At 40.1% G+C, this 14,510-nt stretch carries 14 protein-coding genes and 1 riboswitch; of the genes, 1 reads left to right on the forward strand and 13 read right to left on the reverse strand.

Features of this window, described 5'->3' with window-relative positions; translation table 11 throughout:
* Positions 1 to 12: 12 nt before the first annotated feature.
* A riboswitch (TPP riboswitch) is annotated at positions 13 to 101 on the reverse strand.
* A gap of 148 nt (positions 102 to 249) precedes the next feature.
* From lctO to NYE79_RS07195, 4 genes are all read right to left on the reverse strand, one after another.
* Positions 250 to 1,386, reverse strand: coding sequence for an L-lactate oxidase (gene lctO / locus NYE79_RS07180; RefSeq protein ID WP_000120716.1), 1,137 nt, complete (start codon positions 1,384 to 1,386; stop codon positions 250 to 252).
* A gap of 160 nt (positions 1,387 to 1,546) precedes the next feature.
* Entirely contained in the window at positions 1,547 to 1,852 is a 306-nt protein-coding gene (locus tag NYE79_RS07185; RefSeq protein ID WP_165442212.1) for a hypothetical protein, read from the reverse strand.
* A gap of 20 nt (positions 1,853 to 1,872) precedes the next feature.
* A complete protein-coding gene (locus NYE79_RS07190; protein ID WP_084917938.1) occupies positions 1,873 to 2,187 on the reverse strand; it encodes a hypothetical protein in 315 nt (104 codons plus the stop codon).
* A 172-nt stretch (positions 2,188 to 2,359) separates the two neighbouring features.
* On the reverse strand, positions 2,360 to 2,920 hold the full coding sequence (locus NYE79_RS07195) for a TetR/AcrR family transcriptional regulator (RefSeq protein WP_061588323.1): 561 nt from the start codon (positions 2,918 to 2,920) through the stop codon (positions 2,360 to 2,362).
* Between the two features lie 252 nt (positions 2,921 to 3,172).
* Between NYE79_RS07195 and NYE79_RS07200 the strand changes: the two genes are divergently transcribed.
* Entirely contained in the window at positions 3,173 to 3,796 is a 624-nt protein-coding gene (locus NYE79_RS07200; RefSeq protein WP_216728492.1) for an isochorismatase family protein, read from the forward strand.
* Between the two features lie 50 nt (positions 3,797 to 3,846).
* Here NYE79_RS07200 and pyrE read toward each other — a convergent pair whose 3' ends face one another.
* From pyrE to typA, 9 genes are all read right to left on the reverse strand, one after another.
* Positions 3,847 to 4,479 carry an orotate phosphoribosyltransferase gene (gene pyrE, locus NYE79_RS07205; RefSeq protein WP_045590759.1) on the reverse strand — a complete coding sequence of 211 codons (633 nt, stop codon included), beginning with the start codon at positions 4,477 to 4,479 and terminating at the stop codon, positions 3,847 to 3,849.
* A 39-nt stretch (positions 4,480 to 4,518) separates the two neighbouring features.
* Positions 4,519 to 5,214, reverse strand: a complete 696-nt coding sequence (pyrF, locus tag NYE79_RS07210; protein WP_216728493.1) for an orotidine-5'-phosphate decarboxylase — start codon at positions 5,212 to 5,214, stop codon at positions 4,519 to 4,521.
* Positions 5,215 to 5,459: 245 nt separating this feature from the next.
* Complete coding sequence (locus NYE79_RS07215) at positions 5,460 to 6,614, reverse strand: FtsQ-type POTRA domain-containing protein (RefSeq protein ID WP_000031125.1); 1,155 nt, start codon at positions 6,612 to 6,614, stop codon at positions 5,460 to 5,462.
* 9 nt (positions 6,615 to 6,623) lie between these two features.
* Positions 6,624 to 7,682, reverse strand: a complete 1,059-nt coding sequence (locus tag NYE79_RS07220; RefSeq protein WP_339293655.1) for a UDP-N-acetylglucosamine--N-acetylmuramyl-(pentapeptide) pyrophosphoryl-undecaprenol N-acetylglucosamine transferase — start codon at positions 7,680 to 7,682, stop codon at positions 6,624 to 6,626.
* A 1-nt stretch (position 7,683) separates the two neighbouring features.
* Positions 7,684 to 9,036 carry a UDP-N-acetylmuramoyl-L-alanine--D-glutamate ligase gene (gene murD, locus NYE79_RS07225; RefSeq protein WP_339293656.1) on the reverse strand — a complete coding sequence of 451 codons (1,353 nt, stop codon included), beginning with the start codon at positions 9,034 to 9,036 and terminating at the stop codon, positions 7,684 to 7,686.
* A 103-nt stretch (positions 9,037 to 9,139) separates the two neighbouring features.
* Positions 9,140 to 9,781 carry an ABC transporter ATP-binding protein gene (locus tag NYE79_RS07230; protein ID WP_000571283.1) on the reverse strand — a complete coding sequence of 214 codons (642 nt, stop codon included), beginning with the start codon at positions 9,779 to 9,781 and terminating at the stop codon, positions 9,140 to 9,142.
* Between the two features lies 1 nt (position 9,782).
* Positions 9,783 to 11,804 carry a bacteriocin-associated integral membrane family protein gene (locus tag NYE79_RS07235; RefSeq protein WP_057488608.1) on the reverse strand — a complete coding sequence of 674 codons (2,022 nt, stop codon included), beginning with the start codon at positions 11,802 to 11,804 and terminating at the stop codon, positions 9,783 to 9,785.
* Positions 11,805 to 12,236: 432 nt separating this feature from the next.
* Positions 12,237 to 12,491, reverse strand: coding sequence for a DUF3165 family protein (locus tag NYE79_RS07240; protein WP_033605937.1), 255 nt, complete (start codon positions 12,489 to 12,491; stop codon positions 12,237 to 12,239).
* A gap of 19 nt (positions 12,492 to 12,510) precedes the next feature.
* Positions 12,511 to 14,352, reverse strand: a complete 1,842-nt coding sequence (gene typA / locus NYE79_RS07245) for a translational GTPase TypA (RefSeq protein WP_339293657.1) — start codon at positions 14,350 to 14,352, stop codon at positions 12,511 to 12,513.
* Between the last annotated feature and the right edge of the window lie 158 nt (positions 14,353 to 14,510).

Raw genomic sequence — 14,510 nt, forward strand, 5'->3', positions numbered from 1 at the left:
TTCGACATACGAAAAAACCTTTTCACATTTCCCTTCGCCAGTATTAACTGTATCAGGTTCAATGGGTATCATCTCAGCCTAAAGCACCCCAAATGTCTTTATTATTTAATTACTGGACCAGTATAACAGAATTTGAAAGCCCTAGCAAGATATTTGACTGGAAAATATATTTATATAGTTTCTAATAACGATTTAATCTTTCTATACACGAAGAAAAACCTCCACATAAGGTGGAGGCCGTCTTCTTTATCAATACAATTTTAAGTCACGAGGGTCAACTGGGAAGGTTGGATTGTATGGGTTGTGACGGAGTTTGAAGTGTTTGACATCCTCAATAGTCTGAGTTCCAGATAATTGCATGACTGTCTTCAGTTCTGCATTTAAGTGCTCGAAGACTTGACGCACACCAACACTACCACCGAGAGCCAAACCATAGATCACAGGGCGACCAATGGCTACCAAGTCTGCTCCTGAAGCCAAGGCTTTAAAGACGTGTTGACCGCGACGAACACCAGAGTCAAAGACAATTGGCACACGTTTATCAACTGCTTCTGCTACTTCTTGAAGTGAGTCAAAGGCAGCTGGCCCACCGTCAATTTGGCGGCCACCGTGGTTGGTTACCCAGATACCTGAAGCTCCCGCAGCAAGCGAACGTTCAACGTCCTCACGGCATTGTGGTCCCTTGACATAGACAGGAAGACCAGAATATTCAGCGATAAATTCGACATCGCGTGGAGACAAGCGTTGTTTAGCTGACTTGTAAACAAAGTCCATTGATTTTCCAGCACCTTCTGGCAGATATTCTTCAACAATTGGCATACCAACTGGGAAGACAAAACCATTGCGCTTATCGACCTCACGATTCCCCCCTACAGTTGCATCTGCCGTCAAGACAATCGCTTTGTAGCCTTCAGCCTTCACACGGTCCATGATATGGCGATTAATCCCGTCATCCTTACTAAAGTAAAATTGGAACCAATGAGGTGTCCCTTGAAGAGCTTCCGTAATTTCTGGAAGGTCAACGGTAGAGTAAGAGCTGGTTGTATAAAGAGAACCAAATTCATGCACACCACGCGCAGTAGCTACTTCCCCCTGCTCATTTGCCAATTTATGAGCCGCAACAGGTGCCATAATAATTGGTGAAGATAATTTTTCACCTGCAAATTCAATCTCTGTACTTGGATTTTCAACATCACAAAGCGTATGAGGAACGATGAGTTTGTGGTTAAAGGCACGGATGTTCTCGCGTAAAGTAAAAGTATCTTCCGCCCCACTAGCGATATAACCAAATGCTGCTTTAGGAATAACTTGTTGCGCCATTGGCTCCAAATCATAGGTATTGATGAAATCTACATGACCTTCTGCATTGCTTGTTTTGTATGACATAAAATGTCCTCCTTGATAAGTAAGCGTTTACTTTGTATATTACAAAAAATATTCTAACTCTTTTTTCAAAATTTTTCAAATATTTTGTTTGGAAATTTCATACTTTCAATCATTTTACAGCGATAATTAAAAATGATGAACTTTCTTAAGTTATGGAAATTCAAATAATCTTTTCATTTTCTAATACTTTATCATCAAATTGTTCAGCTAGTATAGTTGCTGAGTGATAAAGTTCCTTTGCTTTATTTTTATCATTTTCAAAATAAAGATAGCACTTAGCTTCAAATACTGAAATTCCAGGTTTATAGACTTGCAACGTTGTTACTGATAAAATTTCATTCATCTTTTTTACTAGAGATATCATATGTTTATAGTCATTATGAACAACATAAACAACCGCTATGGCACAAAGAACTGATAGTAGCTCTACATTATACATTTCATCACTAACTAATTGCTGTTTCAACAACTTAATCCGAAAATCATCTAATGCTCTCTTCTATAAATCAAGTCTTGACATTGCATAGCAAAATAATCAATTAATAGTAAATCATTGAATGTGTAAACTTGCTTTAGTGTTACTTGCTTAAAATAATCATCAAAAATATCTTCAGCGAAACTACCTGTCCCTGTTCTTATCAAGCCTAATATTCTTTCAATCAAGTCTAGACTCAGCAACTCTTCCTTAGGAAGAGCTAGTTCTTTATTTTCAAGAAAAGTATCTATCGGAACTTCTAATCGCTTAGATAAATATTGTAACTTAGTAATTGTTGGCAAGGATTGCCCAAGCTCAGTACGCATCAGCTGTTTGATTATTAAGTCAGCTTCTGTCCACAGACCTCTTCTCTCGTCAATTTGTGACGTTCACGTTTCTGTCTTACTCTATGACCAATTTCAGTTTTAATATCTGTTGTCATTCTTACCTCTAACCACAATCCATAAATTAACATACTTTTAATTCTTCGGCTAAAAATTAACAATAATTCTTTTTCAAATCCGTCATATTATTTTCCAAAACTTGGATGTCTTGGCTGACTTTGAGAATGACAATGCTTCCTTGAATACTGGAGATGACTTGACGGGCCTGCAACTGCGCCCGCTCTTCTGACCAGTCAGCATGCAGGTCTTGCAAGAGGCTGGCTAACTTCTCTGTCCACTGGGTCATAAAATCATTGAGAGGAAAGCGGAAGTTCTCATCTTCTGTGGACAATTCCACAATCAGATTACCAATTGGGCAACCATAAAAGACCGTCTGACTTTCATGAAATTGACAAACCCAGTCAATCATATCCGAAAACTTGTCACTGTCAGACTTGTCTGCTTCAAAAATATCTTCAAAAAGCTCTTTTCGCCAATTTGCTAAAATATCTTGAATGACCGTCAAACCAATTTCCTTCTTAGATTTGAAATAATAATAAAGCTGCCCCTTGCCAACATCAGCTGCCTCCATGATGTCACTGATGGAGGTGGCCACATAACCCTTCTGATAAATCAATTCCTCAGCACTTTGTAAAATACGCTCTTTAACACTCATCTGCTCACCTCTCTTTTTCCTATTATAGCAGATTCAGAGCCTGAAACCAAACAATTGAAACCACCTCCTTTTGCCACTGTTTTATCATTAAAATTTTTGTTCTGAGCAAATTAATTTACAAATTCAATTTTAGATGTTATTATAATTGTACCGAATGGTCAGTATATAACTAAAACTACCATTTGGAAAATCATCAAACTAACAGTCTAAATTCCTATTGGCTGTTAATCAAATCATATTAGGAGGAACCTCATGTTCAATCAGAAAAATGTCGCATTTGTTATCACAGACCCACAAGTTGAATTCCTAAAACATACTGGTAAAGGATTCGGAGCAACTAAAGACGTTCTTGAAAAAGTTAATACTATTGAAAATCTGACAAAGCTTTTCGCTCTTGCTCAAGAGCGTGGCTACAAGCGTTTTATCTCACCGCACTACTTCTATCCACACGATCACAAGTGGCAATTTAAAGCTGCTGGTGAAACGATGATGATTGAAAACGAAATGTTTTGGCGTGATAACCAGTATTCGGCAATTCCAGAAGGCTCTGGAGCAGATATGATTGAAGAGATTAAACCATTTTTGGATGAAGATACTATTGTTGTCAACGGACATAAAATCTTTGGCCCAGAAAGCAACGACCTTAACCTTCAACTCCGCAAAAATGGTATCGACACCGTCATCTTGGCTGGTATGAATGCTAATCTCTGCGTGGATTCACACATGCGTGAACTCATAGAATTAGGCTACAATGTCATTGTTGTTAACGATGCTGTCGGTGCTCCAGGTGAAGAAGCCTACCAAGCTGCACTAACAAACTACGGCTACATTGCCAACCAAGTTTTGACAACTGAGGAAGTTATCGCTCAACTTTAGTATTAAAAACAAAATCAGGTAATCCTAGCGACTACCTGATTTTCTATGTTTTAAGAATTTTGCCAATTTTCTTGGTCTTCTTTAAAGCGTTTTAGAAGGTCGAGTCCTTCTGGCGTAATGTAACCTTCTTCTTGGGCTAGGTGGATCAGTTCACTGTAGTTAGAAAGCGTCACAAGTTTGACACCTGCATCTGAGAAGTTCTTATCTGCTTTTGGCAATTGGTAACTGAAAATCGCTACAACACCAAGTACATCTGCACCTTCGCGTTTAGCTGCTGCTACGGCCTCAAGAACAGAACCACCTGTTGAAATCAGGTCTTCAACCACTACCATTTTTTGACCTTGAGCTACACGGCCTTCGATTTGGTTACCAGCTCCGTGGTCTTTTGGTTTGCTGCGGATGTAGGCAAAAGGCAAGTTCATCTTGTCAGCGATGATAGCTCCGTGTGGAATCCCTGCTGTCGCTGTTCCTGCAATCACTTCTACTTCTGGAAATTCTGCTTTAATAGCTTCCACAAAACCATTTTCAATCAAGCTACGAGTTTCTGGATAGGCAAGCGTCACACGGTTGTCAGTATAAATCGGCGATTTGATGCCAGATGCCCAAGTGAAAGGCTCCTCTGGTTTGAGGTAAACGGCTTGGATTTTCAAGAGGTGGCTAGCGATATCTTTAGCAAGTGTCATAGTATTCTCCTTTTGTTTTTATAATCTATTTCTTTCATTTCAGTCTTGGTTCCATTCATTCTTGATAGCATGATAAGCTACAACAGGATCTTCAGCTTGGGTAATAGGACGTCCCACTACGATATAGTCACTACCGATTTGATAGGCGTCCGCTGGCGTCATGACACGTTTTTGGTCTCCTACCGCAGCTCCCGCTGGACGAATTCCCGGTGTCAAACAGATAAAATCTTTGCTTGTTGCTTCTTTGATAAGCTTGACTTCCTGAGCTGAGCAAACGACACCATCCAAGCCCGCTTCAGCTGTCTTCTTGGCATAGTGAATGACCGATTCTTGAAGACTGGTTTGGATATTTTGAAAGTCTCTCATTTGTTCTTCAGAAGTTGAAGTCAATTGAGTGACAGCAATCAATTTGGCTTGTGTCCCCAGACCTTCACGCGCAGCTTTCATCATCTCCACACCACCTGCAGCATGAACATTGGTCATGTCCACACCAAGCTGAGATAAGAGCTTCATGGCAGATTTGACTGTATTTGGAATATCATGTAGCTTGAGGTCCAAAAAGACACTATGCCCCAGTGACTTCAAATAACGGACAACTTCTGGACCTTCCGCATAATAAAGCTCCATCCCCACTTTTAAATAAAGACTTTCTTCTGCTGGGAAAAGAGATAAAAATTCCTTGACTGCCTCAAAACTAGGAAAATCAAGAGCAATAACTGGACGATGTTCACGCATACCTTTCTCCTTTTACCTTTACGAGCAAGAGAGTATGGTCAAAAATAAACCACGAAAAAAGGAACCTGCCAACAGCAAGGTTCCACGAAAAATGGGTAGTCTCCACCCTTTCACCGTCTAACCTTAGCTGCCTCTCTGGACTGCTTTAAAGGTTTTTTTCTATTCTATTATTTATAGTAGGACTTGTCAAGCAAAAACTCGAAACTAGACTTCTATACCATTCAAAATTAAGAGGAAAAGTTAGTCTAACGACTCTGTGATTGCTGGCTCGTTTGGCTTTGATTTCCTTGTTCTTCTTGTTTTTTCTTTTCTTCTTCCTGTTTTTTCTTTTCAGCTTCCTTGGCCTCTTGTTTGGCTTTTTCCTCAGCTTCTTCTATCAGTTTATCTGCTATAGTATAGCTGTATACTCCAGCTTCCATATCGACTACACTCGGTTCTGACAATTGTGGCTTGATTTTGCTGTAATAAGGTAATTTTTTGCTCAATTCTGATAGGGGAACCAAAACCTCATCTGTATCCAGCATGGTAATTTTTAAAAGATCTGCTGTTGCCTTGCTCGGCGCTAATTCGATTTTCTGGATTTGACTCTTGATATCCTCACTGATAGTAGACAATCCCGTTATCAGCTCTTTCACCTGCTGCTCATCGTTAAAGGTAACTGTCAGATAAGTCTCAGGCAAGTTTAAGCGATCAACAGGAGTTGACTCTACTGTACCACTAGAAAGAATAGGATAATGTTCTTCACCAGACACATAATAACCAACAATATCAAATTCCTTAACCTCAATCGTAAAGTTAGTCGGAAATTGATAGTTAATCTTCGCTGATTCTATCCAATGATTGGACTTGATTCGCTCAGCGTATTTTTCCTTATCCAACAATAGGGCTAAAGTATAGTCGCTATCTTGAATTCCAGAAGCCTGTTTGATATCATCCGCCTGCGTGTTACTATTTCCCTTAACCTCGATATTTTTGATGGTCGAAAGTGGAGTCAATAGATAGACTGAAAGAAGGAGGACCAGGACACTGGGTACCAAGATACTCACAGCTCGCCAAATATGAACAGGCGCAATTTTAGGCTTGGCAGGTTTTTCTGGTTTCTCTGGTTTCTTCTTCTCTTTTTCCTCTTTGACTTTCCGGTCATCCTTTTGAGATTTTTCTTCTTTTTCGGATGGTTCCTTGCTTGGACTTGAGGCTTCCTCAACTGACTCACTCGATGATTTCTTGGATTCCTCCAGTAGTTTCGAGTTGGCTTCCTTACGAGCTTGTTTTTCCTTTTCCTTCTCTTCAGCTAGGGCAGCTTCTTCCTCAGCCTTCTTCTTCAGGTATTCCTGGTTTCGTTTCTGCCATTCAGACAATTCTTGCTTCTGGTTTGATTCTTTTTTCTTATCCTTTGACATTGATATTCCTTATGCTAGGTCTTTTCTTAATAAATCGTAAAAATCTGCAAGAGATTTCAATTCAGTCGAAGCTTTCATGCTAGCTTGGTACTGATCCTTGTGACTAAGCAAGTGGCTGAGTTTCTCCTCCAAGCTTTCCAAGGTCAAGTCACTTTCTTGAAGTTCTTCTGCATAACCTTTCTTAACAAAGTAGGCTGCATTTTCAATCTGGTCTCCTCGACTTGCTTCACGACCCAATGGTACGATGAGATGGAGTTTCGCCATGGCCAAGAGCTCGAAAATCGTATTGGCACCACCACGCGTCACCACCACATTTGCCATCTTCATCAAGGGTTGATAGAGATCCGTCACATAATCAACACGAAAGAGATTTTGACTCAACTCATTGAGGCTTGAATCTCCAGTTAGATTGATAATATTGTAGCGCTCTGTCAACTCTTTTTTATGGTCTGTCACTAATTGGTTAAATACACGGGCTCCTGCAGAACCACCGACAAACAATACCGTTGGCAATTTAGGATTAAAGTGGGTTTGGATATCCACCAATTCATCTGGTTCTGGAGTGTTTTGGTCTGAAACCTTGGTTACTGCCCCCACATGCTCGACTTTTGCAAGACCAGCAGGCTGCTCAAATGTTGAATACATCTTAGTTGCAAATTTATAGGCGATTTTATTGGCCAAGCCCATAGAAAGGTCCGATTCGTGAATAAAGACAGGTACCCCTGACACACGCGCAGCGATAACCGGCGGTACAGAGACAAATCCTCCCTTTGAAAAAAGGGCCTGTGGACGCAGTCGTAGCATGATAAAGAGGGATTGGACAATTCCCCAACCAACTTTAAACACATCCAGCATATTTTGCCAAGAGAAATAGCGACGCAACTTCCCAGTCGCAATGGAGTGGAAGGTCACATTCAAGCCTGACTTGAGGATTTCTTGGTGTTCGATTCCGTGTTTATCACCAATATAGTGAACTTCCCAGCCGTCTTCGATAAACTTAGGCATTAACAAAAGGTTGAGGGTAACATGTCCAACCGTCCCCCCACCTGTAAAGACAATTTTTTTCATATTATTCCTTTAACTCCGCTACTGTGTCGATGAAAAGATCTCCACGTACTTCAAAGTTAGCATACATATCCCAGCTAGCATTGGCAGGACTGAGGAGAACCACGTCTCCTTGAGTCGCGAGCTCATAAGCCTTGCGGGTCGCATCTGCAATATCTGTCGCATCTACATAAACCACACCAGCCTTATCTGCTGCCCGTTTGACACGTTCTGCAGACTGACCGAGGATGACCATCTTCTTGAGCCCAGTAATATCTGGCACCAATTCGTCAAACTCATTGCCACGGTCCAAACCACCTGCAATTAAGATGACCTCGCTGTTGTCAAATCCTGACAAGGCTTTTTGAGTGGCCAGGATATTGGTTGACTTGCTATCGTTATAGAATTTGACCCCCTTGATTTCATCCACAAATTGGAGACGGTGTTTAACACCACCAAAGGATGAAAGAGTTTCCTTGATGGTTTGGTTGTCTACACCACGAAGCTTGGCTACTGCAATGGTCGCAAGGGCATTCTCCACATTGTGGCTACCTGGAACTCCGATTTCATCAGCTGCCATGACTACTTCCCCACGGAAATAGAGTTGACCATCTGCAAGATAGGCTCCATCAACATTTTCCTTTGTTGAAAATGGTACAACAGTGGCTTGTGTTTTAGTAGCCAATTCTTTTGCCAAGTCTTGGTTAAAGTTCAAGACAAGGAAATCAGCTGCTGTCATATTATTTTGGATATTCCACTTAGCTGCCACATAGGCCTCAAAAGAACCATGATAGTCGATATGAGTGGGCATAAGGTTGGTAATAACCGCAATCTCAGGATGGAATTCTTGAACACCCATCAGTTGGAAAGAAGAAAGTTCCATGACAAGCGTGTCCTTAGCCGTTGCAGTTTGAGCCACTTGACTGGCAGGATAGCCGATGTTCCCTGACAAGAGACCATGTTGGCCAGCAGCAGTCAAAACTTCCCCAATCATCGTCGTTGTGGTTGTTTTCCCATTTGAACCTGTGATACCGATAATTGGCGCTTCCGAGATCAAGTAAGCCAACTCCACCTCAGTTAAGACTGGAATTCCCTTTGCCAATGCCTTTTCAATCATGGGATTGCTATACGGGATACCTGGATTTTTCACCATCAGAGCGAAATCTTCATCCAATAATTCCAAAGGATGCCCACCAGTGACAACCTTGATTCCCTCTTCTAGCAAACTTTGCGCAGCAGGATTTTCCTCAAAAGGCTTGCCGTCATTTACTGTCACAATAGCACCCAGCTTGTCTAGCAAACGGGCTGCAGACTCACCAGACTTAGCCAAACCTAAAACAAGTACTTTCTTATTTTTAAATTGATCGATTACTTTCATGTCTCAAACTCCATTTCTACTCCTACTATTTTACCATTTTTATGGAAATAAAAAAGCCACAAAGTGTATTTGTGACTCTTTCTTCTAACTTAATGTTCTCTTATCATCGATGAGATAAATCGGTAACTCGAATAACTTGGTCCACTTGTTCCCAAATCAGAGGATTGTGGGTCGCAATAATAATGGTCCGATTCGGATTTTTTAGAGATTCTAATATAGAAAGTAATTCCTCAGAGTTTTTGGGGTCTAAGGAAGCGGTTGGTTCATCTGCGAGAATCAAAGGTGGATCCTTTAAAATTATCTTCGCTAGTGCAACACGTTGTGCTTCTCCTCCTGATAATTCAAAGATAGGTTGCTTCAAATCCAAATAAGAGAGGTTAACACGGTTTAGAGCTTGTTTCATCAAAGAGATTTTCTCTTTTTCTTTCAACTTTTTACCAACTAAACCCAGATTGAGATTCTCTTTGACAGTTTGACTTTCAATTAAGCCAAAATCTTGAAATAAGTATCCTAAGTAATCTCTAAAGAAAACAGAAGGCTTGATGTCCTTAAGAGAAGTACCATCATAGATGATTTGTCCTTTGTCATATGGCTCTAATCGTCCAATCATATTCAAGAGTGTTGTCTTACCACAGCCACTTGTACCGATTAAGGCATAAATTTTCCCACCTTCAAAATGAAGATTAGTATCTGAAAATAGCTGACGGCTTCCAAATTTTTTAGATATATTCTTTAGTTCAATCATCCTATTTTCCTTTCATAATGGTCATAGAAACACGAGATTCTTTCTGTGCTTGACGGTAGAGAGTCAGTATAGCACTAACGAGGAAGATCGATAAAGTTACCAATCCAATCACCACATCCCGACTAAGCCAAATAAAGAGACTCGCACCGAATACAAAACTAGCAAATTGACTAATCATATACTGAGCGTGCGTTTCAAAAAATCGTAAACCTGAAATTCGTTTAATCAAGATATCTCGACGGAATTGCTCGAAATATAGAAGATTGACAGAATAAAAGAGTAACAAGGAACTAGCTATCCCAACAATAGCTCCTAAGATTAAAGTTGCTGTTTCAGTTTGAACTTCATTATAACGAGTTAGATAAACACTTCTTCCTTCTTTAAGATAGGATATTTGCTCATAAATTCCAGCTTTCTTCAAGAGTTTAATCCCATCTTCATATCCTTTGACAAAGATATTCTTACCAGCATTGATAGACCACATAGATTTAGAAATGATACTATCACCTATAGATGTTGGAGTAAATACAACTAAAATCGGATCAGTCAAATACTGAGTGGATACGGGATTCTCACCGTTATTATAAACAAATCGCTTTTCTCCAGTTGGAAGATAACTAACAATCGCTCTCATTTCATACTCTAAAGGAGCACTTGCCTCCTCACCAGATTTTCCATAATAACTCAATCTTTCTTCAAAAACTTTCTTAAGTTCTGCTTCCTGTGAACGAAGAGATTCTGGTAATAAGAGTCCAAATTCACCTTTTTGAAGATGAGCTAACTTCTGTTTGGTCTCATCATTTACAGTCACATTTTCCTTGTCCAAATAACTGGGACTAACATAGAGCGTATTAGCATCTGGACTATAGGTATCCAGTGTTTCCCCTTTTTCATTTTTTCCTTGTGGATTGGCAAAATGGATCAGATTATCCTTTACATAAAGGGCTTGTTCTTCTTCGATTGCTTCCTTGGCAAAGGCATACCACTTATTCTGATTTTCTGTATCTTTTACTCTATCACCTAAGCCAAAAGAAATTTGATAATAGTCTGCTCTGTCCTGCCATGCTTGTTTTGAAATTTCAAGTTCTTTCAATCGTTGGTAAGACGTTAAGCCTGTCTTAACAGCGTAGCCTACTGTAAAAACAGCTACTAACTGACACAATAGGGTTAAAGTCATCAAGCGTTTAAGGGGTAATCTCCCTTTAATAACAGGAACTAATGCTTTGTAACTCAAACTCATTAAATAAAGGAGCATTAGAAAAATTGAAATACCCAATAAAAACAACAGATAGAAACTAATCCCAAAACCATAGGTGGCTAACAAGATAGGATAAAACAAACCTTGACTAAAAAGAACGACTCCCCCACCTAGGAAGGAAAGGAGGGCTGATAGAAGGAGCCACTTGATATCAGTCGATAAAGAATGCCCCATGATGGATAAGAGAGTCTGACCAGAAAAGAGTTTTATACCTGCAGCTCTCATTTCCTTAATCCGAGTGATAATCACTAGAGCAAAGAAAGATAAGCCAAATATTGCTAAACTAATTAAAATAAGGGGAATTAGTAACATTCTAAAAGCAAGAGAATAGGGCGGTGTCTTTCGGTCAGGAATTGCTTTATAACCCAAATCTCCTAATTTATCGGCTAGCTTTTCTTTCGTCAAGGAGCCTGACAAAAGGAGATAACTACTTAGCGGATCACTACGTTCACGACTTTCTTGGCTAGCTTCTTGGAATTCTTTTGGTAAAGTTCCTTTACCATAAGTTGCATAAGTAAAGTGAGTCGTCCCATCCTTACTCGGCTCTACAATTCTTCTAGCTATTAAACTCTGTTCTGAGTTTGCAAAATTCTCCAATTCCTGTTCAAATACCTCACGCGTCGGCTCTTGAGTATCTTTTTTGACACGAAGTAAGGAGACGGAATCATAGCTTGCATATAAATATTGTGGCGCACGTAAGACAATAATCCAAGCAAGGAAGAAGCTGAGAAAAAAAGTTGATAATAATATGAATAGTTTCTTCATAGTAGACTCCTTGTGGTGAAAATTGATTTCAGGAGGTAAGATTTCAGAGTATGAAATCGGTTTCTATTTATCGCAAATATATCACCATTATGATAAATTGTCAATAGATTTTAGCAAAATATAATTATATTTTTTTGGACTAACTTTTTAAACTTCTATAACAATATAGAGCTCTTAAAATGTGGAAAAAAACTCACTTGAACAAAATATTTTTAGGTTTATTCCTTTTTGCAAGAAACGGAATCTTAGACTTTCCGTTGTGATAAAAATGCCTGAAAACAATAGATTTCAGGCATTCGGAAACTTTGAGACTATAGGCTCAAAGTTTAGGTATGGAATTTCGAAGAAAGTCGCTACCGTCCGTAATCACCTAAGGAAAGTCTTAAAAATCTTATTTTAAATCGAAAAAGAGAGCCATAGCTCTCTTTCTCTTTATCTTCTTCTGCTCTTTTTTTCAGACATGAGCGTAATGTCTCTCAAGCTAAAGTAGGCTAGGACCAGCATGGCGATTGTGACAAAGAATTCTGTCGGTAATTGGAAGATTTGCAAGATGGACAACATCAGCAAAATCAAGAGTGCAACAACTACAAAAACCAAGATAACGATGTTGACTGTTCCTTTGATACTTTGGGGTGTCGCAAATACATAGAGTAGTAATAAGAGTATCCCTATGATTAAATAGACCATCTTTATCTCTTTCTAGCTCTTATTCAGCTGATTTTTTCTTTTTGTTGGCTTTCTCGCGCTCTGCCTTGTTGAGGATTTGCTTACGCAAACGGATAGACTCAGGCGTTACTTCCATGTACTCATCGTCATTCAAGAACTCAAGAGACTCTTCAAGGGTCAAGATACGAGGTGTCTTGATAACCGCTGTTTGGTCCTTAGTAGCTGAACGAACGTTGGTCATTTGTTTGGCCTTAGTGATGTTAACTGTCAAGTCGTTTTCACGAGAGTTTTCACCAATGATCATTCCTTCGTAAACCTCAGTACCTGGGTTAACAAAGATGGTACCACGTTCTTCGATAGACATGATTGAGTAAGTTGTAGCCTTACCAGCATCGATGGAAACAAGGGCACCACGGTGACGTCCACCAATTTCTCCTGGAATCAATGGCAAGTATTGGTCGAAGGTATGGTTCATGATACCGTAACCACGAGTCATTGACAAGAACTCAGTTGAGTATCCGATCAAACCACGCGCTGGAACAAGGAAGACCAAACGAGTTTGACCATTACCAGTTGAGATCATATCCAACATTTCACCCTTACGTTCAGAAAGGCTTTGGATAACAGATCCTTGGTATTCTTCTGGAGTATCGATTTGAACACGTTCAAATGGCTCACATTTAACACCATCAATCTCTTTTACGATAACTTCTGGACGAGATACTTGAAGTTCATAGCCCTCACGACGCATGGTTTCGATTAGGATTGACAAGTGCAATTCTCCACGACCTGAAACAGTCCATTTATCTGGTGAATCCGTTGGGTCAACACGAAGGGAAACGTCTGTTTGCAATTCTGCCTGCAAGCGTTCTTCCACCTTACGAGAAGTCACCCATTTTCCTTCACGACCTGCAAATGGTGAGTTGTTGACCAAGAAGGTCATTTGAAGGGTTGGCTCATCGATGTGTAGGATTGGAAGAGGTTCAATGGCGTCTGTCGGAGTAATAGTTTCACCAACAAAGATATCTTCCATACCGGATACGGCAATCAAGTCACCTGCTTTGGCTTCTTGGATTTCACGACGTTCCAAACCAAAGAAACCGAAGAGTTTTGTTACACGGAAGTTCTTCGTTGTGCCATCTAGTTTAGAAAGAGTAACTTGGTCTCCAACTTTCACACTACCACGGAAAACACGACCGATACCGATACGCCCAACGAAGTCATTATAGTCCAAAAGTGACACTTGGAACTGCAAAGGCTCATCTGAGTTGTCTACTGGAGCTGGGATGTGTTCGATGATAGTATCAAAGATTGGTGCCATTGTTGCTTCTTGGTCAGCAGGATCATCAGACAAGGAAGATGTTCCGTTGATAGCTGAAGCATAGACAACTGGGAAATCAAGCTGGTCATCGTCTGCACCGAGCTCGATGAAAAGTTCCAAGACTTCGTCCACTACTTCTGCTGGACGAGCTGATGGTTTATCGATTTTATTAACAACCACGATTGGAACAAGGTCTTGTTCCAAGGCTTTTTTCAATACGAAACGAGTTTGTGGCATGGTTCCTTCGTAGGCATCTACGACCAAGACAACACCGTCAACCATTTTCATGATACGCTCAACTTCTCCACCGAAGTCCGCGTGTCCTGGTGTGTCCATGATATTGATACGAGTTCCGTTGTAGGCAACGGCTGTATTTTTCGCAAGGATGGTAATTCCACGCTCTTTTTCGATATCGTTTGAGTCCATAGCGCGCTCTGCCAACTCTGTACGAGCGTCCAATGTTGAAGATTGTTTCAACAATTCATCAACGAGGGTTGTTTTCCCGTGGTCAACGTGGGCAATAATGGCTACGTTACGGATATCTTCTCTTAATTTTGTCATGATTTCCTCTATATTATTTAAAATTTATTTTCTAACTGAACAATTATACCACAGTCTCATTCAAAAATCACAGTTCAGCTAAGTGTAAATGTTTTCACTCTGCTTTTCTAGTCAAGGCAACTCTTTTCAAAGTCAGAGACTTATGATAAGATAGGCTG

The sequence above is a fragment of the Streptococcus sp. FSL W8-0197 genome, from assembly GCF_037963785.1.
Classification (GTDB): domain Bacteria; phylum Bacillota; class Bacilli; order Lactobacillales; family Streptococcaceae; genus Streptococcus; species Streptococcus oralis_CQ.